The following is a 25,709-nucleotide window of genomic DNA, read 5'->3' on the forward strand; positions in this document are numbered from 1 at the left end:
AATCTACTTTCCCTCTTTGTTTTTGAATCTCTCTCCATAGCCTGGCTTTGTCTCTTGGCGTGTACGAGCGATGGCCATTGCTCCATCTTCGACATCATCCGAAACAGCACTTGCCGCGGCAACCAATGCGTTTTCCCCAATTGTAACAGGCGCAATTAGCGTAGAATGGCTTCCAATGAAGCTACCAGAACCAATTTCAGTACGGTATTTATTCTTTCCATCATAGTTGGCAGTTACAACACCACAACCTATATTAACATCTTTTCCAACTTTTGCATCGCCTAAATACGTTAAATGTGCACTTCTTGATAAATCTTCGAAGATTACATTCTTCATTTCTACAAAATTACCGATGCGAACCTTGTTTCCGATGTCTGAATGCATACGAATATGGGCATTCGGTCCGATTGTTGTTTGCGCACCAACTGTGCTATCCGTAATTCGAGAACTATCGATGGTAGTATTTTCACCAATGGTTGCATTCTCGATCCAACTGTTTGGGTAGATTGTTGCACCCGAGCGAATAATTGATTTACCATAAATATGCGTATTTGGATAAATCGTCGCATCCGGTTCAATGATAACATCCGGTCCAATATATGTATCGCTTGGACTTATAATTGTGACACCATTATACATATGCTGTGCATTGATGCGTTCTTGTAACCAACGCATTGAGGTATTGAGCTGGAATCGATCATTAACACCCATAAATTCTTGATAATCTTCAGCGCGTAATGATTGAATCTTATGGCCATTCGTTTTCATTATTTTAACGAGTTGCGTTAGATTAATCTCTTCTGTATTGGTATCATCTTTAAATTCTGGTAAATATTTAAAGAGAAGTTCGTTATTAACACAGAAGATTCCCAAACTAATTTCCTGAATATTTCGCTCTGAGTCTGTCAGATTTCTAAAATCGACGATGTGATCGATTTGACCTTGGTTATCGCGTATAATACGACGGTAGTTTCCCGGCTCTTGTACTTGTGCACTCATTATCGTTAAATCATGACCTTCATGAGCATCAAAGAGTTGGGTAAAAGTATCTGGCTGAATTAATGCAGCATCACCAAAGAGAATTAGGGTTGATCCTGAATCATCTTTGAGTTGTGTCGCTTTCGCAACCGCATCTGCTGTTCCTTTTTGTTCATCTTGAACTGCATAGTCGACACTATCGCCTAAGTATGCTTCAATTTCATCTTTTTGATGTCCTGTAACAACGACAATCTTATCAATATCAACTTTTTTAAGATTCTCTACAAGCATTCCAATCATCGGTTTGCGTAAAATTTCATGCATTACTTTGTTTTTATTTGACTGCATGCGTGTTCCTTTACCCGCTGCTAGTACAATTGCATTTTTCATAATTCATTGCCCTCCAATTTTATTTTAACATAAGAAAGCGTCTTTCACTTCCCAATTCGGCCATATTTCACGAACGGGTAGTCAAAGACGATTTTATTATATAGAGTCATTGCCTTACTTAAATCTTGCGTTAATCCGTAAATTGTAGTGCCACTACCACTCATGCAGACACCTTCTAAGTCTCCCTCTTTTAGGGTACGTATTACTTTCCGAAGGCGGCCATTACGCTTAATGACAGCACGTTGAAAATCATTGTGTGTATGTTCAACAATTTGGTGATAGTTATTCGTCTCTATACCTTCAAGAACTTGGTGGAAACCTAAAGGATCTTGAAAGTTATCAAATTTCTTAAGGAATGATTTTGTGCTAACACCAAATCCCGGTTTTACAAGCAAATAGAATAAATCCAAATCTAGTTTCACCGGTGTTAAAATTTCGCCACCACCCTCAACAATCATCGGACGGTTAAAAAGGCAGAAAGGCGTATCTTCATCTATTTGTGCTGCAACATCAATCATTGCTTGGTCACTCATCTGTAACTGGTACATATCATTAATCATATGAATAACAGCTGCGGCATCGGCACTTCCACCACCCAAACCAGATTGTGCTGGAATGTTCTTAACGATACGAACTTTAAAGTTATCACTTATTTTGTAGGTGCGTTTAAGAATCATGAGTGTTTTATATACAGTATTTCGTTTGTCGTTAGGAAGATAGGTTTTATCCGTCTCGATATGCATCGTTTCATGCTTATCCAAATAAACCATATCAAAAAGATCGATTGGCACCGTGATGTTTTGAAAATGTAGCACGCCATCCTTTCGATCTTTCGCATGCAAATATAATGTTAGTTTTGCATACGCTTTTTTACGCATACAAGGCTCCGTAAAGTCTTAGGTAGTCATCAAAGCTCAACGCATCTGCACGAATGCTTGGATTAATTCCCAAACTTGTTAATACGTCAGCGTAATTTACTTCAAGTTCTAATGTTTTCAAGTTATTGGTAAGTGTCTTACGTCGGAACTGGAAACATTTTTTTACAAAACTAAAGAATGCTTTCTCATCATAAGGCATCGTATTGTGTGTTGGTGTAAATTTAATAACACTTGATTCCACATTTGGACGTGGATGGAAACTCTCTTTGGATACATGCATTACGGTCTTGATATCAAAATAGTATTGCATTTGGATACTAAGTGCAGCATAGTCTCGTGTATTTGGAAGCGCCGTGAGGCGATCAGAAATTTCTTTTTGGACCATTATGGTCATCGCAACCATTTGAACTGATTCCATTAATTTAAAGAGGATCGGTGTTGTAATATAGTACGGTAAATTCGCACATACCGTTACAGGTTCTGTAAAATGACTTAAATCCGCTTTTAAAAAATCTTGATGAATGACTTCAATATTGGAGTAGTCTTCAAGCGTCTCTTGTAAAATTTCAACCATATGTGGATCAATTTCATACGCAATGACTTTGTCATAGCGTTCGGCAAGTTGTTGCGTCAATGCACCCAAACCAGGACCAATCTCAATGACTGTTCCTTTTTCACCACTGTGGGCTGCAATGTTTTTAACGATTGACGGATCAATAATAAAATTTTGACCAAAGTGCTTCTTGGCACGACGTTCGTATCGTTTTAGCAACTCCATACTTACGGAATAATTAGCAATTGTTTTCATAGGTTACTCTCTTTCAAAATAGTGCGGCAGGTTGCTACGTCTATGTTCATCATATTCAGATACTTAAATGTAGTTTTTGCATTGGACTTGGGGAAATGTAATGCTTCAGATAGTGTGTCCCGTTTTAATTGGCTATCTGGGAGGCCTGAAAGGCCGCAATCAATAAATTCACCCCACGTCATGGATTCATTGTAAATGTCAAAAGTAGCCGCCTTAGTGAGCGCCTCAAGGATATCCTCGCAATCTGCATGCTCAATCCCGACTTTCTGTTTTTTCTTGGTTTGTAGTACATGCAAGGATGCATGTTTTGTTGTTCCTACTGTTTCAATAATCCGACGGCGAATCATTTCACCAGGTCCATCCGGATCGGTAAAGACGATTAAACCACGAGAGGCATGCATCTTCTTGCATAACTCCAAAAATTCTTGCGACATATGGGTACCACTAGATGTAATAATATCTGCATCGATACATTTGAGTATCTTTTCACGGTCATGTTTTCCTTCGACAACAATAACCTCTTTGATTCGTTGTTTCTTCATACTAATATTATATCATGTTTGAAAAATGATGAAAACTGGGAGCTTAGGCCCCCAGTTTATTTTTTTATTAGATTCCGTTCATTCCAACAATACGAACATCGGCAGATTGCATACCACCTTGTGACATAAGCATGTTGTGTTCACTTCCTGCATAGAGGTCAATCTTACTTCCAGTAATTGCCCCACCACGATCGGCTACAATCGCTTGAAATGGAACACCTGGTGTAATTCCGGCACCACTAACAGTGTGATTTGAAATTTCTACAATTGTTCCAAAAGGAATCGCTGCAGATGTTGCGATAATATAATATCCATCATAGGTTAGGCCTTTTCTCCAAGTTCCGTCACTTTGACGTACTTCGTCAAGTCCTACACCAATTCCAAGAGCTGTAGATCCACGCCCATTGGCACCCATGTTACAGCCATTACAGTCAACACCGTAACGGGTAATACGTGATGCACGATAGTAAGCATCAACCTGTGCTTTTTGTCCACCTTCATAAACTGTTGGTGTTGTGTCAGCAATTTCGACAGCATCGGGAATTTCTACACGTGATAATAATTCGTCTTTTTTGTTATAAATATTTTTGTATTTTGTAGTTTTCGTTCCAGTTGTTCCGTCTTGAGTTTTGGCATAAATCCATTCTGCACCTCCGTCAACAACGTAACTTGCTTCACGTTCTTCAATTCCTGGTTCTTCTAAAGGTTCCGTTACGGTTTCGATCTCAAACCTATAGGGTTCCTCATCAGTATCAGTTAGTTCATTCAGTTTTGGATAGGTTATTTGTGGCGTTGCATCCGCATTAACGGCGCATCCGCTAATGATTGTTACCATGACTAATAAAACCACAGTCATTATGTATTTCTTCATTAAAATTGTCTCCTTTCGAAAAAGACCACGAAAATATAGCAAATCTCACTCGTGCGGTCAAATAAAAGTTACTTTTTCATGAAGTCATCAAAATGCATGTATTAAAAAACCCACTGTTTTAGTGGGTTTGATCATAATTAACTTAATTGTGGGAAATTATGTGATTAATTGAAGTATTGTTGCAATGCCTTATTATTACGGATGTTTGTTTTGAATAGCATTCCTGGAATAAAGACTGCAATGATTTCTCCTGCGAATACGGTTGCAAGATTGAATAAAAAAGGTACTCCACCAAATAATATGGTGAGTTCAGCACCGACGATGACACCATTAATAATGGCCGCCCATAACAGTTTCAAAACATCATTTTCTGTTTTTGCCATTAAGAAACATGTCAATGCTGTTGCTAATGTACCAAAGATTACATCTGCCATTCCAAGCGGACTGAACAGATTCGTAATGAAACATCCGAGAACGATGCCTGTTGCATGTTTATTATTGATGAGTAGCAGTAAGAGCGTCAGCTCGGCAAACCGAACTTGAACGGCTCCAAATGATAATGGTTGAAATGCCAAGGATACTGCTACGTATACTGTAGCGATCATGGCTTGTATTGCTAAATCTTTTGTTTTCATAGTTTACTCCCTAAGTGGTTCTATTTTACACCACCCCTTAGTTTAGAGCAAACGGTTATTTTTACGACGAACGCGTTTTGTTGAAGTCGGTGCAAAGTTGAGTAAGTGATTGATTAGCCCCCAACTTGACCACAATGATAATCCAATTCCAATTGCGATATTGATAATAAAATTGGTTGCGACGGATCCGTTAAAAATCTGTGCGACCACAATTCTAAACGACATGAAGAGTGGCACGCCATTCATGAACAAGGGCCATGCATACGTGAGTATTTGCGCAAAGACAATCATAACGACGGATAGGCCAATTAAAATCTTGGCAACGCGTTTCGTAACGCTTCCACCCATTTTTTCATAACCGTTTAATCCGAATTTCAAGATGAAGTAACCTGCAAGCCCTGTGACGATTCGAATCATTGAGAAAAGAATCCATACCCCTACACCCAGTAGCATACCCCCAAGGGCTCCAAGGAACGGAACGATTGGTGCTGGCTCTTTGTGATTATATTGTGCTTCGTTGGTATGAACTTGGGCACGATATGCTGCTTCACTGAGGATAAACATTTTAGTTCCGATTCGGAAGATTCCGATATCCTCTGTACTTCCAGAAATTGAGCATTGGTTTTGTGAATTATGATTGCGCATCACTTTTGTGATTGCTTCCACAATATCGACAAGATCTTGCGAGTCATTCATGTTAACCATGTTTAGCTCTACAATTAGCTCTGGACCATCTGTATAAACCCCACCATGAGGCATACTCTCATATTGTACTCGAAGTGCTTCAATTTCAGGCAAGATTGCATTCACGTCCGTTACTGAGAATGTCAATCCGATCATATTTTTTTGATCGAGTTGTATCGCAGTAAAATAGTATCCCCCATGTTTGCCATATAATCCTTCAATATCTGATAGGTAGTTATAGTGGCGATTAAATTCTTTGATATGTTGAATCATAGTGACCATCCTTTTGTATTTATTGTCGCATACTTTCACGCGGATTCGATTGAGTATCTTGTGAAAGAACTAAAATTGGTGTGATGTATCAACATCACGGTAAACTTCGTAATAGATTGTTGGGTTTTCAACAGATTTGATTTCTTCTTTAATAAGTGACCATGTTGAGAGTAATGACAACAAGATTCCAAATGAGATATCAAAGAGCATGATACGGATGATTTCTGGTTCTTGGATGAGTGTTGGCATAATATCAAATAATATGTATTGATAGGGAATGAGTCCATTAATCGCTTGATAGTATGAAATACTTATCGAAATGTATTCTGCTAAAACAATTCCAAGAACGGACATTATTGCAATGATGATAATGGACTGTTTTGATTTCTTTCCACCAAACATTTGATAGCCTTTGATTCCGGCCAGAATCATAACTGCACCAATGATACCTACGATAAAGCCAATCAGACCCACGATTACCCAAAGCGCCATCCCCAGTAATACACCTCCAAGAGCTCCAATATAGGCAAGAGGTGAACGTTCAGAACCACTGTTTCGGTTTTCTTCGAAATCACGGACACGTTGGTTGTAAACTTCGGCATTTAGAATTTCAACATTGTTATCAAGACGGTAGATTGCAAGATTATCTGTACGACCACTCACACCGCAACGTTGAATATAACGACGAGTCGCGAGTTCTAAGGTAATTGCCTCAAGAATTTGGTCGAGCTCGTTTTCCTGGTCAATCTGACTAAAATCTAGCGGTATATAGAGGCGACTGATATTTCCTTGAAATTCAATGCGTGAGCCAATTCCTGGATGAAAATCGCGATATCCGGCTAAAAAATCCAAGAATGCGCCATTTTCTTCATCTCCAACATTAATTTGTAACGTATTAAGTCGTTTTTTGGCATCATACTGAATAATAAAGTAGATGTCATTTTTGGATCCAACAATAACCCCAAGATCCTGAATAAATTCTGTTTTGTTCATAATTTCTCTCCTTAAAAGAATTTTCTAATATATTTATGATACCACTTTGAATAAGGTGGCATCATCATGGTTAAGGGAAAACTCCCCGACTTCATAATCGCTTTTTGATGGGTAAATGTCTCGAAACTATATTTCCCGTGGTAGTTTCCAATCCCTGATGTGCGTACACCCCCAAAAGGTAATGCTTCGTTCGTGATGTGGAGTAGTGTATCGTTTATCATTCCGCCACCAAAACTTAGTTCATCAATAATTGCTTGATGTGTCTTCGTGAAAACATAGACGGCTAACGGATTAGGATGCATATTAACGGTCGCAATAATTTCTGTCTTTGTTCGAAAACTTTTGATTGGAAGTATTGGACCAAATATTTCGTCGTCATAAATCTCGTTATCGATCAATGTTGGTTCTATATATCGACCATCATACATTCCACCATACAAAATATTGTTTTTTTCTGCGTCGATCATTTGTTGTAAACGGTGGGCATGAGATTCCGATACAATCCGTCCGTAATCAGGATTTTCGCGCGGATTTGGACCATACAACTTCAAAATCTCTTCCTTAATATATAGGACGAATTTTTCTTTGATATTTTCATGGACTAAAACATAATCTGGAGCGATACAAGTTTGACCTGTATTTACGAATTTTCCGTAGGCAATTCGTTGTGCTGCAAGCCGCAGATTTGCATCTTCAAAAACGATTGCTGGACTCTTTCCGCCAAGTTCTAATACAACAGGGGTCAGATGTTTGGAAGCGTATTCCATTACAATTTTCCCAACACGGGGACTTCCCGTAAAGAAAATTAAATCATAAGATGCTTTCAAAAGTTCCTGATTGACATGAACATCGCCTTCAATGACACAGACAAACGCCGGATCGTAAATGGATGTAATCATATTTTTAAGTACTGCTGAAACATGTGGTGTCAGTTCAGATGTTTTTATGATTGCTGTGTTCCCACCCGCTATTGCTCCTACTAAAGGCATGATTGCAAGCTGGAATGGGTAGTTAAAGGGACTCATTATGAGGATATTACCCCGGGGCTGGTGATGAATTTGACTATGTCGGCCAACGAGTATCCATGGTGTCCTAACACGTTTAGGACGCTGATATTTATGGAGATACTTAAGCATATGATCTATCTCACGATACACGATTGCAATCTCGGTGAGGTAGACTTCCTGTGCATGTTTTCCAAGATCTTTTTCAAACGCTATATATAAGGAAGGCTCGTAGTCTTTTATGGCATCTTTCAATCGACGTAATTGTTCTTTTCGCCACGTTGGATTAAGCGTATGCCCATCCTTATAATAGTGACGCTGTCTTTCGATAATATCCATCGAATCCCCCTTCCCAGAAATGTGACCTCACGTTTGATGACGATCACTAATTAATACTCTTATTATACATCAATGTGCCTTCTTCGCATATCTTTGAACCACTCATACATATTAATCCAAAAACTACCGCTTACAATTTGACAATTTCTATGCGATGCATGATAATTACATCAAAGCAACGAAGAGTTGAGTATGTATCAAGTGTTTCTAAGAGAGTCTGACAAGGTGCGAACAGATAAATAACGGATACGGAAAATGGACTTGGAGCTATATGGTCAAGGGAAACCAAAATCATATCGGATCACCCGTTATCGTGTAAGTATTTCGTATACTTGTTAAGGCTTTATTCGTGAGGATAAGGCGCATTAAGGTGGTAACATGAGCGCGCTCATCCTTATGGATGGGCGCTTTTTATTATTAGAAAGGACTTCCTATGATTGAATTTAAAAATGTAACAAAAGAATTTCAAACCAATCACAGCGTTTTATATGCTGTAAAAGATGCCTCGTTCAAAATTAATGCGGGTGAAATTTTTGGGATTATCGGATACAGTGGAGCGGGGAAAAGTACACTCGTACGCTGTATTAATCTATTAGAAAGACCAACCCAAGGTGATGTCATCGTCAATGGAGCCATCATGACCGATCTAAGTCAAAAAGAAATCTTAGAGCACCGTCGTGATATTGGGATGATTTTCCAACAATTTAATCTCATGACATCACGCACTGTCAAAGAGAATGTTTTGCTTGCAATGCATAATACTAAAATGAGTAAAGCTGATAAAAACGCAAAAGCGGAGTCATTACTCGAACTTGTAGGAATTCCCGAAAAACAAGACGTCTATCCTTCCCAACTCTCTGGTGGGCAGAAACAGCGTGTCGCGATAGCGCGTGCGCTCGCCAATGACCCTAAAATTTTACTGTGTGATGAAGCAACAAGTGCATTGGACCCACAAACGACAAAAACTATTCTCACTCTGCTTAAATCGTTGAATCAAAAGCTTGGTATTACCATCGTTGTAATTACCCACGAGATGGATGTCATTAAAGAGATTTGTGACCGTGTCGCAGTTATGGAAAGTGGATCAGTAAAAGAAATTAGTGACGTTGTCTCCATTTTCTCAAAACCACAGGCACAAATTTCCAAGGACTTTGTTGCAAATACAACAAACATTAACCAACTGCATCAGATTTTCCAAGACAACCCCGAAATCATCAATCTCGCAGATGACCAGGAATTGATTCGCATCGATTTCTACGGTGAAAGCACAAAAGATTCCACTATTTCATATATAAGTCGTGTTTTTGATGTTGATACCTCGATTGTCTTCGCGAATATTGAAGTAATTAAGCATGACATTATTGGCTCAATGGTTGTGATTTTATCTGGCGAACGCCGTCATGAAGCACTTGATTATCTACAAACCATCGATGCGAAAGTTGAGGTCTACAAATAATGGAAATTATTACATCACTTGCTCCCAACGTCGCAGCAAACTGGGACGAGTTTATCATTAGTATTATCGAAACTGTTTATATGCTTGCTGTGTCAGGATTCTTTTCCATCATTCTTGGTCTTATTTTTGGAGTTATTCTCGTCACTACAGGTCCTGGAAAGATTTATGAAAATAAAATTGTTCATCAGACTCTAAGTGCTTTCACGAATGTGTTCCGATCGATTCCTTTTGTTATCTTAATTGCAGTCTTAACCGGACTAACACGTGTCATTTCCGGAACAATTATTGGTGCCGAAGGTGTTATCTTCCCATTAATTGTCGCATGTACGCCCTTCTTCATTCGTCAAGTAGATCTCTCGCTTTCAGAAGTCGACAGCGGCTTGATTGAGGCGGCGCAATCTATGGGTTTATCAAGACTCCAAATCATATGGAAAGTCTATTTACGTGAAAGTATTCCCTCCATCTTCAGATCTATCTCAATTACACTTATTAGTCTTCTAGGCTTATCTGCATCTGGGGCCGTCGTAGGTGGTGGTGGACTTGCATCGTTTGTAATCCGATATGGACATGGACGTTCAATGGCCGATGTCACATGGGTTGGCGTTATTGTCATCCTTGTGATTGTCTTCGTGATCCAAATTGTCTGTGATATTATCATTAAAAAGACAACACACTAACGAAACTCCACAAAAGTGGAGTTTTCTTTTGTCCCTAATTTTATTCTGAGCGTTGACATGGTATGATGGGTGCAGTTAATAGAAACCTTGAGGAACCTTATGAAATATATCATTACATGTAACGAAAATGCACAATCACATTTAATCTACGAAATTAAGCACCACCCCGGAATGGGAACGCTCACTTGGTTGACGGAGACCGAAGCAATATTAGAAAGTAAACTTCCAATTGATAAACTCAACGAAGTTATCCGTACAACACCAATTGTCTTCATCCGTCATTTATTTGAAATCATCGATCAGGAACCCTTTGAAACCGCTGGCGATTTAATCGAACGTGCGCATATCGACAAGAACCACTCATTCGCCATCCAGATCCGCTCAGAGAAAGCATTCCGTGAAGAGGCAGTTGCATTCCGTAATGATTGGGCTGACCAATTAGTAGCTCAAGGCTATACTCTCGATGTTAAAAACCCTGAACGTGTCATTTCATTATACTTCCATGAGTGGACCATCTACTACGGCTACAATACACCACAACTCCAACTATCAAAATGGTCAGGAGGAATGATTCACTTTTCACGTGATCTCGCACTGATCTCACGTGCCGAGTTTAAACTCCGCGAAGTATTTGACGTCTTCAACATTCCAGTGGACCCTAACGGGCTTGCTGTTGACCTTGGCGCAGCTCCTGGTGGATGGACGTGGGTCTTACAAGAACGTGGATACCATGTCATTGCGGTTGACCCTGCAAAACTTGACCCACGTGTCGCAAAACTCAAAGGTGTCACACACTACAAAGATACTGCACAGCATTTCTTAGATTCAGTGCATGATACTAAGTATGCCATGGTCGTCAATGATATGAAAATGTCATCGAAACTGAGTGTTGAACTTTTTGCGAATGTTGCATCACATCTTGAAGATCATGGATGGGGTATCATCACAATTAAAATGGGGAAAAATTTCCAATACACCCATGTCTTACTCGCACTTGCACAATTACGTAAATCAGTTCGTATTGAAGCAGCACGTCAACTTTTCCATAACCGAAGTGAGTTTACAGTTATTGTTCGCAAGCGTTAATCAAAACAGGAGGTCCTATGTATTATTTAGGAATTGATGGTGGTGGCACCAAAACAGCGTTTATTCTCACAAATCAGTATGGAGAAAGCATCTACCGCAACACATATCCTACAATTCACTATATGCAGGTTGGTCTCAATGGCATCACTCAAATTATGAAAGAAGGTCTTAATGACCTTCTTTCAGTAACTGGGCTTCATGAAACTCTCATTGATTATGCATATATTGGCTGTCCCGGATTTGGCGATATTAAAGATGACGAAGCTTCGATACGAGATGCTATTGCGCACGCTATGGGACCCATTAAGCACCGAGTCGGTAATGATATTGAAAATGCTCATGCTGGAGCACTACAGGGACATGATGGCGTATGTATCATCGCCGGAACGGGTTCAATTGGCATGGGCGTTCTTGGTGAGAAGCGCATTATCAGTGGTGGTTGGCATCATGCATTCGGCGGCGATGAAGGTAGTGCTTATTGGATTGCATCGCAGTACATCGCACTACTTCATAAACAAATGGATGGGCGTTATCCCCAATCAAACATGTTTCAATCAGCCGTTCAAGCATTAACACACCATTTCAATGCTGAAGCACTTACTCCAAATACCATCCTTCTTCACAATCAACGCACCCATACTGCATCATTTTCTAGGGTTGTATACACCCTCGCAGAAGCAGGCGATCCGTACGCACTTGAGATATTTCAACAAGCAGCCTTTGAACTTATTCAAATTATTAGAGCATGTTGTCTCGAACCGGATGCATCTGTCCGAGTTTCTTATGCGGGAGGCGTCTTCGAAAGTGGGAATCTCATCCTCGACCCCATCAAATCTGTTTTCCCCAATACACAAGCTCCTGTTTTTTCGCCGGATATCGGAAGTGTTATTCTCGCTTTCAAATATGCCAACATTCCATTATCATCCCGTATCTTGAATAACTTGAAAACTATCAACCGATAGTTTTTTTGTTATATCTTGAATTATACTTGTAGTATCTTGAGGTTATACAAGTAAAACATACGCTTTTTTCCTTGGGTATGACATAATGAATTCAATAAAGAAAGCGAGCATACGACCTATGTATATTCTTGGAATAGATGGTGGTGGCACCAAAACGAAATTTACATTAGTACAAACTGATGGCACAATAATTCACGAATTAATCACCCCTACAATTCACTACCTTCAAGTCGGATTAGAAGGGCTTCACGATACACTTAAAGCTGGATTAGAAAAAGTGGTTCATGATAGCGGTATTTCTCTAAATGAAATCACGGGTTGTTTCGTCGGCTGCCCAGGATACGGTAATATTGCTGAAGATATGAAACAGATTGAAGCTAGTATTGCGCGTGCTTTGGCAGATGTTCCACATGCTGTTGGTAACGATACTGATAACGCACTTGCAGGATCACTAGCAGATGATCATGGCATCTGTGTCATTGCTGGTACCGGTTCAATCGGTCTCGGTATTGATGATAACGGAAACCGCTATACAAGTGGCGGTTGGTATTATACCTTCGGTGGTGATGAGGGTAGTGCTGCTTGGATTGCGCAACATTACATGCAATTATTTACCAAACAAAGTGATGGCCGCCTGCCTCGGACCGAACTCTATGAATACATGAAACAGAAGCATAGCTTTAAAGAGGATTCTGATTTAATTCAGAAATTTGTGATTGAACATGGTGATAACCGAACCATTATTGCACAACTGGCAACAGATATTGGAGTTCTTGCAAAGATTGGCGACCCCTATGCTATAGCACTATTTGAAGAAGCAGGAACAGAACTCGCTAGCCTGGTTCGTAGTATTTATACCAATCTTAATTTCAAAGATACTGTCCGTGTCTCTTATGCCGGCGGTGTCTTCAACAGTGGCGTCTTTATACTTGATCCTTTCAAAGAAGCATTAAGCGACTTGAATGTAGAAATTGTTGCCCCTGTTTTCGAACCCTCCCTTGGTAGTGTTATTTTAGGGTTCAAAACTGCATCTATATCCGTAACACCCCAGATTATCTATAATTTAAAACAAAGCATTGCCAATTGACCTTCCTTTTTCTCAATCTTTTGGCAATAACAACAACCATTGCTCCTAACACGATGGTTGTCATCGTACACATCAAGTCTATGATATAGGCTTATAAAGCAAAAGACTCCATATGGAGTCTTTTATTTTGTCTTTGTGTGGCATCGTTGTTGATATAAATCTTGTTAGATGGTCTAGCGCTTGAAAGTAGACAAAAATTAAAATGCTTTTTATATCATTTCCTTTTCATTTTGCGTCTGACTTTACTAATATTTATAAATAAAAATAAAGAAACAACAAGCGAAATATAAATAAATAACATGGAACCGGTGAAATTATGCAAAATATATAAAAATGCGATAATAATTAGCAATAATATATTAGTTAAATAAAGGCTCAACATTTCGTATGTTACATATTTATCTTTTTCTTCCATTATCTGATTTACCCTTCTACTATATGACTATTGTATGTCGTGAACTATATAAAGAAAATATGTTCTAGCTCATGTTGTGATTTTTCATGTTTAAGTGGGATTTATGCATTTTAAAACCGACTCAATCTTTAAATAATTTATCAAAGAATACGTTTAGTCTAACTTCTTTCATAACTTCACTATCTCCGATTGTATCTTACAATACGGCAACAAACACAATTTGTGATAAACAAAAAGGATTAACTTCCGTTGACACAGAAATCAATCCTTGATTATATTAATTCATTGAACCCACCAGAATTCGGAGTTCACTACATTCAGATTTTTTATTTTGTCTTTGTATAGAGACGCTTATAGTTCTCTTGAAGTTGTTCGCGCATATCTTTTCCAAAGTGATTGTTCATATGTTTTCCTACATAGGATACAAACCCTGGTTCATTTTGCTTACCACGCATTGGAACTGGTGCTAAGTACGGCGAATCTGTTTCCGTTAGGATTCGGTTTATCGGCGTAACGTCTAATGCATCGCGTACATTTTGGCCATTTTTAAAGGTAACAACACCACCAAATCCGAGATAAAATCCCATATCTAAAAGTGTTTTCGCATTTTCAACCGAATCAGTATAACAATGAATGACACCGTGATGATTTACAGGATGTTCTTTAAAAATCCGAATCACATCATCAATTGCATCACTTCCGTCTTTTTCATTACGAACATGAATGGCAACAGGAAGTTCATACCTATTCGCTAATTCGATTTGACGAATCAACATTGCTTCTTGGTGGGCCTTATACGAATCATCCCAATAGTAATCAATACCGATTTCACCAACACAAACTACTTGTGGGTGCGTATAATACGCCTCCATTGCTTGCAGTTCTGATTCTTGCAATGAATTCAGTTCCATAGGATGAGCACCAACCGATAAATCAAACAAGGGATTCCCTTCGACTTTTGAAAGTGCACGTTCTATTTCAGCTAATGTTCCACAAATGATATTTATTTTGGTAATTCCCATCTCTTGTGCGCGGACCACAATCTCATCAAATGATTCAAACAAAGGGTCACTTGCGATGTGGGCGTGTGAATCAATCCATCCTAATTCCATATTATTCCTACTTTCCAAGGCAAAATCTAGCAAAGATTTCATCCAAGACATTGATGTCCTCTTTTGCCATTACAACGGAAGCCAATTCCACATACGATTCATTAAGATCAATCGTAACAAGATCAAGTTCCATTCCAAATTCCAAGGCTTCAATCGCACGTTTCATTGCCAAATAACTGCGTTGAACTGCTGCGATATGACGCTGATTGGACAATGTTGGTTTGCTTAAAGCTTTAGTATGTTCAACATAACGAACGTTTATAGCCTCCTTTAAGGCATCCACATCCCCATCTAACGCACTCACGTAAACACCCTCTTCATCATGACTTTGAATGAGGTCTTGCTTATTGTAGACGATAATTCGTTCTTTATTTTTTGTTGCTTCAAGTAATTCTAGGTCTTCTTGGTCACGTTTTTTTGACGCATCAAACACTAAGATAGCTAACTCTGCGGATTCGAGAGCCTTGCGACTCTTCTCAATTCCAATACGCTCGATTACATCTCCAGTTTCTCGAAGTCCAGCTGTGTCCACAAGATGAAGGGCAACGTTTTCGAGACGAATCCACCCTTCCACAAGATCTCGGGTTGTTCCGGCTATATCCGTCACAATAGCTTTTTCTTCGTCTAAGAGTACATTAAGAATGCTTGATTTTCCAACATTTGGTTTCCCAAGGATAACCGTCTTAACGCCTTCTTTCATGATTCGACCACTCTTTGATTCTTTTAAGATACGGTCTAAATCCGATAAGAATTCTTTTGACAACGGTAAAATTACATCCTCGGTTAGCACTTGAACATCATCGTATTCAGGGTAATCAATATTTACTTCGATATTTGCAATTATTTGAATCAATCGCTCGAGCAGGGGATCAATCAGTTTTTTAACACTTCCTTGAACTCCTGAAATTGCCATCTCTTGCGCAAATTCATTGGGAGCTTGAATTAATTCCATGACAGATTCCGCTTGTGATAAGTCAATCCGTCCATTTAAAAAGGCGCGTTGGGTAAATTCTCCTGGCTCTGCCATTCGAGCACCTACCGATAAGCATAGTTCTAATACTTTCTTTGTTACTAATACACCACCATGACAGCTTATCTCTACGACGTCTTCTCGTGTGTATGTTTTAGGCGCTTTAAAAACACTCACTAAAACCTCGTCCACGACATTGTTTGTGACAGGATCAACGATGTGTCCGTATTGCACAGTATGCGATTCTGCCTTTGTTAAATCACGAGAAAAAAGTTGATTGGCATAGGCGATTGCCTCAACACCACTCAACCGAATTACGGATATAGCACTTTCTTGAAGTGCCGTAATGATTGAAACTATTGTATCTGTTATCATAGGTTAATTATAAGGATATTTCTTTGTTTAATCAAACTGAATGCTATGACATACGATTTCATTGTGGCGTTTTTGTTCAGTTTCACATCTTAAGACTACATTCTCATTTTATACTGTATTTAATGGAGGGGCTTATGATTTATAACAAAAATCGTTACATTCTTATTTTAATCATCGTTTTTAACTGTGTCGTTACGGCGGCATGTTATGTCATTCTTACGTCACTTATTGGTTTCAATTTAAACATGAACTATCCAACACTATACGATCAAATTGGATTTACCTTGCCTTTTTTTCAGTCGTTGGCATTAATCGCAGTTTTCGTCAATATTTTGGGTTTTATCTATATCACAATAAAGACATTCGGAAGATCGTATTAATCTGACGAATGTCTTTATTGTAATGGAATTGGATTGAGCCATTGTTCTGCAGAAACAATGATAGATTCCCAGTAGGTTCCTGCAACCGCTTGATAGGCTTTATCATATGACATCCATGCATATGTTTCAATTTTTGGATGTTTCATAACTTCTTGTTCGGTGTCGATAGACCCCAGATACAGAATGATTTTCTTATGATACTGATCACGGTAGTCGTACTCTAGTACAAAATGCGTTGTCTCGACACTGTCAACCGATAATCCTACTTCTTCGTAAAGCTCACGATTTGCGGTATCCCATGATAACTCATCACGTTTGATACGTCCTTTAGGTAATGACCAGTTCTCTTGGTCTTGGAGTCGAATCAACAAGTATTCACGCTCAGGATGTTCACGATATACTAAAAACCCAGCCGATACTTTATAGAGTGCATCAATCGTAATATTGAAGTACTGTTCTTGAAAGTTTACTTGCCGTAAAATGTCGTCATGATAGAAAATAGCCCCCTCTTGAGCCACTACCCATTTCGTAATTGGACTATTGTCACGATGAATAACAGCGATAACTTGTCCCGTAAATTCTGACACTGGCCCTTCAACACCAACTAAGTAAGCGTCTTGGAGTTCGTTATCATGTGTATATACACCCTCTACCTCACCATAATTTAGTTCGTAAAGCAACGAACTATAAACAGGATGCATACTTCCCATTGGGCGGTGTATCTTAACTTTTACTGTGCGACCTAATATCGTTGTTTCCATACATCCTCCTTTAGGGCTTGTCTATCCCCATCAAGCATTTCGTGATAGAAAATCTCGTACTTTTGAAGTTGCATCATCTTGAATTTCTATGATGTTAGCGCCATTCATATAAGCGATTTCACGTATCTGAACGGCAATTTGTGTATAACGCGATGCACCAATCACCAAAAGAATATCTCCAGATTCTAATTTTGAAACTTTCTGAATTGCTTTGGCATAATTGGGTGCTGGATTGCCATAAAGAACGGGCTTATGAAAGAGTTCATGTGCATACTCAATTTCATCTTCAGAAGGGAGTACTCCATGAACTTCAAGAACTTGGGTACTTCCGGCACGTTCATGCAACCCATCAATATTCATCGTAATGATTGGAATTTTGTATTCCGCAAGAGCGCGATGTGCATCATTAGGTTCCGCATTTTTTACTGCATTTACAAGGTCACGAATCGTTTCTTGATACTCATGAGGATGTGCCGTCGCAAATGTCCGGTACAAACGATCACGCACTTCAGGCATCTCCATGAATGTGTTAATGCCTGAGTCTTTACTAATTCCTGCTCCTGTAAATGCTAATATCATACTTGTATACCCGCCTTTATAAGATTCTCTAGAACAATTCGAGTATTCGCTACCGCATTCTGTTGAATTTCAATAACATGGGCGCCATTTTCTGCTGCAATGCGGCGAATGTCATTGGATATGACGGTATACTCCGATGCTCCTATTACTAAAAGTATATCATCTTTTCCTAACTTTTTAATAGCCTCAATGCCTTTTGGATAGTTTGGAGCTGTTTCACCATAGAGTACGGGACGATTTTCTAGGTCTAAATCATTATCGATTTGAAATTGTGTCGGAATTGTGCCGTGTAAGTTAATCGGCTTACTTCCAGCCTTTTCATGCAATCCATCAACATTCATAGTCAATATTTGAACACCATATTCAGCTAATGCAAGATGTGCATCATTGGGTTTTGCAACCATGAACAAATCATGCATGTTGTATACGGAGTTACGGAATGCATCGGGATTATTTTCTAAGAATTCTTTATTCAACATTTGACGGACCTCCGGCATCTCATCAAATGTTTTAAGTCCTGAAGCTTTACTAATTCCAGCTCCGGTTAATGCTATAATCATATATTTTTTACGTCTCCTCGTCTTAATATCCATTATACGCAAGTTCCGGGGATAGTCAGTTCAAATGCACAAGCACAAAAAAAGGATACAACGTATCCTTTTTGATTAACGTAAGTCTTCCATTGCGACATGGTCCATGTCGTCATATGTAATATTTTCCCCACACATTGACCAGATGAATGAGTAGTTTGATGTCGCTACACCCGTATGGATTGACCAACTTGGTGAGATACATGCTTGTTCATTTGATACGAGTAAATGACGTGTTTCTTGAGGTTGACCCATAAAATGGAACACTCGGTTTCCTTCGGGAATATCAAAGTAAAGATACGTTTCCATGCGACGTTCGTGAGTATGACTTGGCATGGTATTCCATGATGAACCTTCCTTTAAAATCGTATATCCCATTTGAAGTTGGCAACTTTCGCATACATTTGGATGAATATACTGGAAAATTTCGCGATCGTTCATGCTCTTTGCTTCACCTGCAAGGCGTGGTGTAATTTGATCTATGCTAATTTTAACGTTTGGATATTTTTTATGTGCAGGTACCGAGACAACATAGAATTTTGCTGGGTTACTTGCATCGTTTGACATGAATTGAATGTCTTTAGTTTCTTTTCCAATGTAGAAACCATCTTGTTTTTCCATGGCGAACGTTTCACCTTCAATCGTGATGGATCCACTACCACCAATGTTGATGACACCTAATTCACGACGTTCTAGAAAGTAATCCACACCGAGTTCTGTGCTTAAGACGATTTCTAATGGTGTCGTTGTTGGTGTTACACCACCAAAAATCATACGGTCATTGTGCGTATATGTTAACAAGATATCTCCAGGAATAAAGATTGACTCAACCAAATATTGTTCGCGTAATTCGGTTGTATTTAAACGCTCCATTTCACGAGGACTTGCTGCATAGCGTGTTTCTAATTTCATAATAAAGGCTCCTTATCTTATTTGTTTGTTCCGAAAACTTCAAGTTGGGTGAGGGCTGGGAATGGTCCTGGCTCTCCTTTAATCAATGAATGCATTGTTAGTGACGTAATGGTTTTTGCTTCGAATTTGAAGACTTGACGGGCATCCGTTTTAACGGTCTCAAAGACTGCTTCGGATCCATCATCAAATGACATCGATACTTGATTCCACCACGTATCATGAGGGAAATCACAGCGCAACGTAATACTAATCATATCTGTCACAATCTCACGTCCAAAATCAATCGTTAGCGCAGCATCATCTTGTTGGTTAATACCCCAAGATTGATATGGGTACGCTCCATGATCATCATTAGCCCAAACACCATCAATTGCATTACGAGCAAAGAAAGTTGGGTCATTTCGCGTTTCCACATTGGCTGAGGCATGTGGGTATACCCCTTTGTTGAGATATTCTGCGTGGCGGTTTAATGCCAAGTTGCGATACTGACTAATTTCAAAATCATAGGCATAACGTGCATAAATATAGTGACCATTTCCGGTGAATGATGTATCTTTCAAAGCACTACGTTCTAATTGTTCAAATGGTATTTGATAATCCCATGTTATTGCATCTTTAATGTAGACAAGGCTGGGTTCGAATGTGTCATCGAACTTGACCCAAACGTATTGATTAGGCTGATCAACTTCAAGGCGAATAAAATCTCCTTCTTGAAGTGCAATTTTGCGACTTCCAATGTGAACCGCATCTTCCGATTCGCCATACAGTAAACGATCTGGCAATTCATATTTAGGATCAAATTTTTCACGTACGATCTGATTGTCTTTGTTGTAAATACCTAATTTAATCATAGATTCTCCTTTTACCAATAGGGTTAATTGTGATGGCATATGCTTCATGTTTCGTTATATTCAACGCAACGACACATGCAACTACATTTCTATCATACCATATACTTTTTGTAGAACTGCCGGGTTCAGGCAATAGATTGCGAATAACGTGCAGTATCGCAATTATTTAGTAAACAGTACTAGTAAACCGGTTATATAAATATGTGTTTTTGTTACCAGTATGGCTTCCATGACGGATTGTTGAGGCGCATCAGAGCTTCAACATAAAAGTAATCTCCCCAAATATTTCCTTCTTCTATGCCAAAATTGTCATGCCACGAATATACACCTTCATTAAGAAGCGCATGACCCTTCTCCGGTTTTTTATTGGCATAATTTTTGATGAGGCTAAGCATAATTGCATCAACTGCTGACTCTGTCTTTTTCCTATAGTCGCTATCTGTGATATGGGGTAGCATCTCGAGCATACCGCATACCGCAATTGCAGCCGCACTGCTATCACGCGGTTGGTCTGATCCATCATTAAAAATCAAATCCCAGTAAGCGACCTGGTTCTCTGGTAATTTTTCGAGAAAATAGTCAGTAACTGCCATAAATTGGCTCATGGTCTCAGTCAGCGGATAATGTTTATAGCCAAGAGCAATTCCATAAATTGACCACGCTTGCCCCCTGGCCCATGACGAGTCATCACTAAACCCTTGACGCGTCAATCCATGACTTGGAATGTGTGTTATTGGATCAACGTAATAGGTGTGATAACTACTCCCGTTATCTCGTATGAGGTACGTTAAACAAATTTGATAATGTCGATCAGCTATGTCACGATACTCACTAATTCCAGTTTCTTCATTGGCCCAATATAAAAGGGGTAGATTTAAGAGCGAATCAATAATAAAGCGATGTTCTTGAGGATCATTTTTAGCACCCCACGCTTGGATAAAACCTGGATTTTCGTGCCATCTTGCGATGAGTTTGTCTGCAGCTCTAAGGGCAACTTCTTTCGCTGCTTCATCTCCTGTTAGGCGGTATGATGCCACACACGATAACGAATAAAGAAATCCCATGTCATGATGGTCAAGCACAATATTACGGTCCATACGATCTATAAATGAGATGACATGACGTTGTGCCATCTCACGATAAACTGGTTGTTGTTGATATTCAAACATCATCCACAATATACCTGTCCAAAAACCTTCTACCCAATCTTCATTTTTTACCTTCTGATATTGGTTCTGAAGTGTCGAAGCCGACGGAAATGTGTCTTCAAAATATTCCATATTTAATGCTGTTTGGATTGCTACACGATCCAACGCTTGCTTTATTATTTCTGCTGTCATAAGTACTCCTATCGTAGTTTTTCTTCATAAATAAGGGACTCGCCATCAGTCACAAAATGAATGAGTGTTCCGTAAAAATAATGACCTGAAACCACGTAGACCTTGCGGCCATCTTGAGGCTCTTGGTGTTGTATCAAAACATGTTCGTATACTGTATCAATCTCGAAGCGATAACAACTCACAATAGTCGGATCAATAAGTGCTCCGTGTTCGTCATAGACCGGTACACTCGTGATATCTTGATACTGCACAGGACTTAAGTATGTGACTGCTTTTTGTTCCGCATGTTTTTTAATGATGCGGACTGTTTCTCTTTTTTTATTATAAGTTTCTGAAACTTCTGTTGTTTCTTGAATCCATGGCTGTGTTGAACCAAAACTTTGAACTTGATACCCGGTTTCATTATGGATTGCTGTCTGTCCTGAAATGGTGACATCCTCTGAATTAAAGATAAAATGATGGGTTAATGCTCGATTTTGTTGACCGTGAGACGTATCAATGACGAGAATCCGCATATCTTCTAACGCAATTACCTCACGTTGAACATATACAGCATTGGCGACAGTACTATACCCAAAGTGGCCAGCCTTTAAATAAGTGAGACGTGATCCATCAATGAATTCACGGTTCTCTGCCGCAACGTTCTTTAATGTATCCCATGCATCTTTATGTTCATTGTAGTCCTGATCATCCAATAAAACAGTATTATGGGCACGTGAACTCTTAAATTTTAGACGTGATTGATTGGCTTCAAAATAGGTAAATCTTCCTGAATCAATAAGGACCGGTTTGAAACGGTACATAAGTTCTAAATGCAACAAGTCATCATGACCATGTCCCCCTCCTAACGGACCATGCGTAAACATAAGAAAGTTTCCAGATGCTGCATGCTTAATGATAGAAATTCCAGACTCATACATATGCGTCGAGATTAATGCTGAATTTACATCGCTTGCGGTTTCGTTAATCCCTGAGAGCATGACTGAAAAGAGATTTCCTCTTGCTCCTTCGACATCACGACCCAAAACTGTTTGCGCAAAAGCCAGAATTCCATCCATAACCTCGACATCGCTATCTCCAAAATTACTTTGGGTACTATCTGGACGTCGTAGGTTTTCTGAAGCACGGGTCATCAGTTCCGCACTTTCAAGGAAAAGACTGTGTGACTTTAGCCCATTTTGCTTTTGAATCCATAATGCTTGGAGTAAGACCATTAAGACCTCATGATGATACATAAACGATTGTTCCCACTGGAGTCCATCACGGTTAATCTGCAGCTTCATACAGAGTTGCAGCAACGATACTGCATTTTTATAAGTACTTCGTTTGGACGCATCGTGATATCTAAATATTTCGTAGACAATGACACTACTAGTTTCAATTGCAACCCAATTACTCTGTGCACGGATGATACTGAGATTATCGGAGACATGCTTAGCCTGCTCATCCAATGACACACAAAGACGGTTTGCCCATTGTGTATCCAAAACTTCCATCACGCGTAATGCATCAATAATCCGAATCCAATTGTTCATGCGAATGGCGGTATCTATTGTTCGCCAACTGAATGGATGATTTGCTTCTGTATGCGGATTTTCCAGAATCCATAAATCAATAAAATCCATGAGATAGGCGATGTATTTAAAATCGTCTGTTAGCGCATAGGCAGCCCACAAATCATTTAAGAATGTATGACGGTGAAACATATACGACCATTCTAGATCACTATTATGGACATAGTTCCATTCACGATCCATTTTGGGTAGGTTAATTGGTTCATGAGAACGTTCCATATCCCATTCATTATCAAACACAAACGTATCTGTAAGTAAAAGATCTGCACGTGCGATAAGTGCACGCCGTTCCGTACTGTCGAGAACCATTAATGTTTGTTTTAATTTGTGACGTGTCAAATTAATATTACCAACAAATGAATCATGCATAGATTCTTATCTCCTTTAGATTTTATTCATAAAAAGACTGCTTCAAGCCGTTTCGCTCCAAGCAGTCTTAGCATTATTTAATTGCTGAATCCAAATTGGTCGCTTTGAATTTTGTTTGTAACCAACCGTAGATTAAAATGATTGGAATTACTGATGTAGCAAGCAATGCCATTAAAGCACCGTAGTTTAAGGGATCGTAGAAGTTTTGTGTCATATTTTGAATGATAAGTGGCACTGTAAATTTCTTTGGATCTGTTAACATAATTAATGGCATGAGATATGCATTCCAGTATGCCATGAATGTAAGCAGTGCGGTCGTAATGATGCTTGGAATTAAAATCGGAACTACAATTTTCGAGAATATCGTCCATTCATTGGCACCATCAATACGTGGTGCCTCCAAGATTTCATCAGGAATCTGTTTAGCATACTGACGCATAATAAATACAGAGTTTGTCGATGCAAGTGCAGGAATGATTACACCAGCATAGGTGTTTGTTAGTCCAAGCTTGCTTAAGATATAGAATTGTGGAATGATCACAGCAAATTGTGGTACCATCCGTGAAACCATAACGAGGTTAAACATCAATTTTTGACCTTTAAACTTGTACTTAGCCATAACATATCCCGCTAACGTAGTGATAAACGTTGAAATAACTGTTCCGACAATTGTAATAATTGCTGTATTCATCAAGACCCGTACATAATCATATTTCTCTTGAACTTCGCCAATGTTAGCACCGAAGTGTGGTCCAAATTTGAAATTTAATGTTGTTCCAAGGATGACTTCATTGGTTTGTGTAGATGAAATAATCATGTATAGGTATGGAAGCGCAAAGACAACAACACCACATATTAATACGAAATAAATTAGAGTTAATGATGGTAATTTACGCTTCATTATCTTTACCTCCAAGCTTGAACTGAATTATCGATAGAACTGCTGATACAAAGACCATTGTCCATGAAATTGCTGATGCACGACCGAAGTCAACCATCTCAAAGCTTGTTTTATAGAGGTTAACCCCTACAGTAACAACAGATGATTCTGGACCAAATCCATTTTTGAACAAGATGTTGGGAACTTCAAATGCTCCCAAACCGTTAATCGTCGATAGGATGATTGCCATCAAGATAACAGGTTTCAGCATTGGGATTGTAATGCGGAAGAATTGTTGAACTTTGTTGGCTCCATCTATATCTGCGCTTTCGTAGATCTCACCTGGAACATTTTGCAACCCTGCTAAGAAGAGGATTGTATAGTAACCAACATTGAGCCAGATCGAAACTATTATGATTGATACACGAGCCCAGAATGGGTCAGTTAACCATGGAATGGGTCCTAACCCTACCAATGCAAGTACTTGGTTGAATAGTCCGGTAGGATTGTAAAATGTTAAGAAAATAGACGATACTGCAACAATTGAAGTAATCGCAGGAAGATAGTAAACCGTACGGAAGAACGTACGTCCTTTGACCATCGGTTTATTAAGAATTACCGCAAAAATTAATGCAAGTAGTATTGTAATCGGAATTGAACCGGCCATAAAAATAAAGACGTTCACATACGATTTGAAGAATAATGGATCTTTAAAAATCCCTATAAAGTTATCGAATCCCACCCACTCAAACTGAGATGAAATTTTCATAAAGCTAAAGAAGAGAGATGCGATAGTAGGTATTAGCACCGTTAGGACAAAGAAGAAAATAAACGGCGACAACATTTTATAAGCTGATTTGGATTGTTGTGATTCGATATTGCTTTTCATATATGCTCCTTAATAATCAAAGAAGCACCCTCCGCAATAAACCTGAGAA

26 protein-coding genes are annotated in these 25,709 nt (G+C 39.0%); 6 read left to right on the forward strand and 20 right to left on the reverse strand.

What is annotated here, in order from left to right; translation table 11 throughout:
• Nucleotides 1–3: 3 nt before the first annotated feature.
• The 9 genes from glmU to GVV19_RS01955 all read right to left on the reverse strand — a co-directional run bounded on the left by glmU (nt 4) and on the right by GVV19_RS01955 (nt 8,395).
• Entirely contained in the window at nt 4–1,368 is a 1,365-nt protein-coding gene (gene glmU, locus GVV19_RS01915) for a bifunctional UDP-N-acetylglucosamine diphosphorylase/glucosamine-1-phosphate N-acetyltransferase GlmU (RefSeq protein WP_159641763.1), read from the reverse strand.
• Nucleotides 1,369–1,412: 44 nt separating this feature from the next.
• A complete protein-coding gene (ispE, locus tag GVV19_RS01920; RefSeq protein WP_159641761.1) occupies nt 1,413–2,246 on the reverse strand; it encodes a 4-(cytidine 5'-diphospho)-2-C-methyl-D-erythritol kinase in 834 nt (277 codons plus the stop codon).
• Nucleotides 2,239–3,054 (reverse strand): 16S rRNA (adenine(1518)-N(6)/adenine(1519)-N(6))-dimethyltransferase RsmA, encoded by an 816-nt coding sequence (rsmA, locus tag GVV19_RS01925; protein WP_159641758.1) that lies wholly within the window; start codon nt 3,052–3,054, stop codon nt 2,239–2,241. The genes ispE and rsmA overlap by 8 nt, the downstream gene beginning before the upstream one ends.
• A complete protein-coding gene (gene rnmV, locus GVV19_RS01930; RefSeq protein ID WP_159645111.1) occupies nt 3,051–3,596 on the reverse strand; it encodes a ribonuclease M5 in 546 nt (181 codons plus the stop codon). Before rnmV ends, rsmA begins: the two co-directional genes overlap by 4 nt.
• Before the next feature lie 67 nt (nt 3,597–3,663).
• Entirely contained in the window at nt 3,664–4,467 is an 804-nt protein-coding gene (locus tag GVV19_RS01935; RefSeq protein WP_159645113.1) for a 3D domain-containing protein, read from the reverse strand.
• Between the two features lie 164 nt (nt 4,468–4,631).
• Entirely contained in the window at nt 4,632–5,102 is a 471-nt protein-coding gene (locus GVV19_RS01940; RefSeq protein WP_159645115.1) for a QueT transporter family protein, read from the reverse strand.
• A 42-nt stretch (nt 5,103–5,144) separates the two neighbouring features.
• Nucleotides 5,145–6,059, reverse strand: a complete 915-nt coding sequence (locus GVV19_RS01945) for a hypothetical protein (RefSeq protein WP_159645117.1) — start codon at nt 6,057–6,059, stop codon at nt 5,145–5,147.
• 69 nt (nt 6,060–6,128) lie between these two features.
• Entirely contained in the window at nt 6,129–7,052 is a 924-nt protein-coding gene (locus GVV19_RS01950) for a hypothetical protein (protein WP_159641753.1), read from the reverse strand.
• An 11-nt stretch (nt 7,053–7,063) separates the two neighbouring features.
• Nucleotides 7,064–8,395: an aldehyde dehydrogenase family protein gene (locus GVV19_RS01955; protein WP_159645120.1), complete on the reverse strand. Its 1,332-nt coding sequence runs from the start codon at nt 8,393–8,395 to the stop codon at nt 7,064–7,066.
• A 433-nt stretch (nt 8,396–8,828) separates the two neighbouring features.
• Between GVV19_RS01955 and GVV19_RS01960 the strand changes: the two genes are divergently transcribed.
• The 5 genes from GVV19_RS01960 to GVV19_RS01980 all read left to right on the forward strand — a co-directional run bounded on the left by GVV19_RS01960 (nt 8,829) and on the right by GVV19_RS01980 (nt 13,663).
• The gene (locus GVV19_RS01960) at nt 8,829–9,851 is read left to right on the forward strand and encodes a methionine ABC transporter ATP-binding protein (protein WP_159641751.1); all 1,023 of its coding nucleotides are present in this window, start codon (nt 8,829–8,831) and stop codon (nt 9,849–9,851) included.
• Complete coding sequence (locus GVV19_RS01965; protein ID WP_166082574.1) at nt 9,851–10,528, forward strand: methionine ABC transporter permease; 678 nt, start codon at nt 9,851–9,853, stop codon at nt 10,526–10,528. The genes GVV19_RS01960 and GVV19_RS01965 overlap by 1 nt, the downstream gene beginning before the upstream one ends.
• A 99-nt stretch (nt 10,529–10,627) precedes the next feature.
• Nucleotides 10,628–11,614: an SAM-dependent methyltransferase gene (locus GVV19_RS01970; RefSeq protein WP_159634995.1), complete on the forward strand. Its 987-nt coding sequence runs from the start codon at nt 10,628–10,630 to the stop codon at nt 11,612–11,614.
• Between the two features lie 17 nt (nt 11,615–11,631).
• Nucleotides 11,632–12,576: an N-acetylglucosamine kinase gene (locus GVV19_RS01975; RefSeq protein WP_159645122.1), complete on the forward strand. Its 945-nt coding sequence runs from the start codon at nt 11,632–11,634 to the stop codon at nt 12,574–12,576.
• 85 nt (nt 12,577–12,661) lie between these two features.
• Nucleotides 12,662–13,663: an N-acetylglucosamine kinase gene (locus GVV19_RS01980; RefSeq protein ID WP_159645124.1), complete on the forward strand. Its 1,002-nt coding sequence runs from the start codon at nt 12,662–12,664 to the stop codon at nt 13,661–13,663.
• A gap of 741 nt (nt 13,664–14,404) precedes the next feature.
• On the opposite strand, the gene GVV19_RS01985 is transcribed toward GVV19_RS01980, so the two are convergent.
• Both GVV19_RS01985 and mnmE read right to left on the reverse strand, forming a co-directional pair.
• Nucleotides 14,405–15,190, reverse strand: coding sequence for a TatD family hydrolase (locus tag GVV19_RS01985; RefSeq protein ID WP_159645126.1), 786 nt, complete (start codon nt 15,188–15,190; stop codon nt 14,405–14,407).
• A gap of 7 nt (nt 15,191–15,197) precedes the next feature.
• Complete coding sequence (gene mnmE, locus GVV19_RS01990) at nt 15,198–16,535, reverse strand: tRNA uridine-5-carboxymethylaminomethyl(34) synthesis GTPase MnmE (RefSeq protein WP_159641747.1); 1,338 nt, start codon at nt 16,533–16,535, stop codon at nt 15,198–15,200.
• Between the two features lie 134 nt (nt 16,536–16,669).
• On the opposite strand from mnmE, the gene GVV19_RS01995 reads away from it, so the two are divergent.
• On the forward strand, nt 16,670–16,915 hold the full coding sequence (locus GVV19_RS01995; protein ID WP_159641746.1) for a hypothetical protein: 246 nt from the start codon (nt 16,670–16,672) through the stop codon (nt 16,913–16,915).
• A gap of 14 nt (nt 16,916–16,929) precedes the next feature.
• Here GVV19_RS01995 and GVV19_RS02000 read toward each other — a convergent pair whose 3' ends face one another.
• The 9 genes from GVV19_RS02000 to GVV19_RS02040 all read right to left on the reverse strand — a co-directional run bounded on the left by GVV19_RS02000 (nt 16,930) and on the right by GVV19_RS02040 (nt 25,660).
• Nucleotides 16,930–17,676 (reverse strand): NUDIX domain-containing protein, encoded by a 747-nt coding sequence (locus GVV19_RS02000; protein WP_159634977.1) that lies wholly within the window; start codon nt 17,674–17,676, stop codon nt 16,930–16,932.
• A gap of 30 nt (nt 17,677–17,706) precedes the next feature.
• Complete coding sequence (locus GVV19_RS02005) at nt 17,707–18,255, reverse strand: SIR2 family NAD-dependent protein deacylase (protein ID WP_159645128.1); 549 nt, start codon at nt 18,253–18,255, stop codon at nt 17,707–17,709.
• A complete protein-coding gene (locus tag GVV19_RS02010) occupies nt 18,252–18,815 on the reverse strand; it encodes an SIR2 family NAD-dependent protein deacylase (protein ID WP_159645131.1) in 564 nt (187 codons plus the stop codon). The genes GVV19_RS02005 and GVV19_RS02010 overlap by 4 nt, the downstream gene beginning before the upstream one ends.
• A 105-nt stretch (nt 18,816–18,920) precedes the next feature.
• Complete coding sequence (kduI, locus tag GVV19_RS02015; protein ID WP_159634968.1) at nt 18,921–19,757, reverse strand: 5-dehydro-4-deoxy-D-glucuronate isomerase; 837 nt, start codon at nt 19,755–19,757, stop codon at nt 18,921–18,923.
• Nucleotides 19,758–19,774: 17 nt separating this feature from the next.
• Entirely contained in the window at nt 19,775–20,608 is an 834-nt protein-coding gene (locus GVV19_RS02020) for a hypothetical protein (protein WP_159641743.1), read from the reverse strand.
• Between the two features lie 212 nt (nt 20,609–20,820).
• On the reverse strand, nt 20,821–21,948 hold the full coding sequence (locus GVV19_RS02025; protein WP_159645133.1) for a glycoside hydrolase family 88 protein: 1,128 nt from the start codon (nt 21,946–21,948) through the stop codon (nt 20,821–20,823).
• Between the two features lie 8 nt (nt 21,949–21,956).
• Entirely contained in the window at nt 21,957–23,891 is a 1,935-nt protein-coding gene (locus GVV19_RS02030; protein WP_159645136.1) for a heparinase II/III family protein, read from the reverse strand.
• A gap of 73 nt (nt 23,892–23,964) precedes the next feature.
• Nucleotides 23,965–24,792: a carbohydrate ABC transporter permease gene (locus GVV19_RS02035; protein ID WP_201287515.1), complete on the reverse strand. Its 828-nt coding sequence runs from the start codon at nt 24,790–24,792 to the stop codon at nt 23,965–23,967.
• Complete coding sequence (locus GVV19_RS02040; RefSeq protein ID WP_159634953.1) at nt 24,782–25,660, reverse strand: carbohydrate ABC transporter permease; 879 nt, start codon at nt 25,658–25,660, stop codon at nt 24,782–24,784. The genes GVV19_RS02035 and GVV19_RS02040 overlap by 11 nt, the downstream gene beginning before the upstream one ends.
• Nucleotides 25,661–25,709: the final 49 nt, after the last annotated feature.

This window comes from Erysipelothrix anatis (genome assembly GCF_009828745.1).
In the GTDB taxonomy this organism is placed as follows: domain Bacteria; phylum Bacillota_I; class Bacilli_A; order Erysipelotrichales; family Erysipelotrichaceae; genus Erysipelothrix; species Erysipelothrix anatis.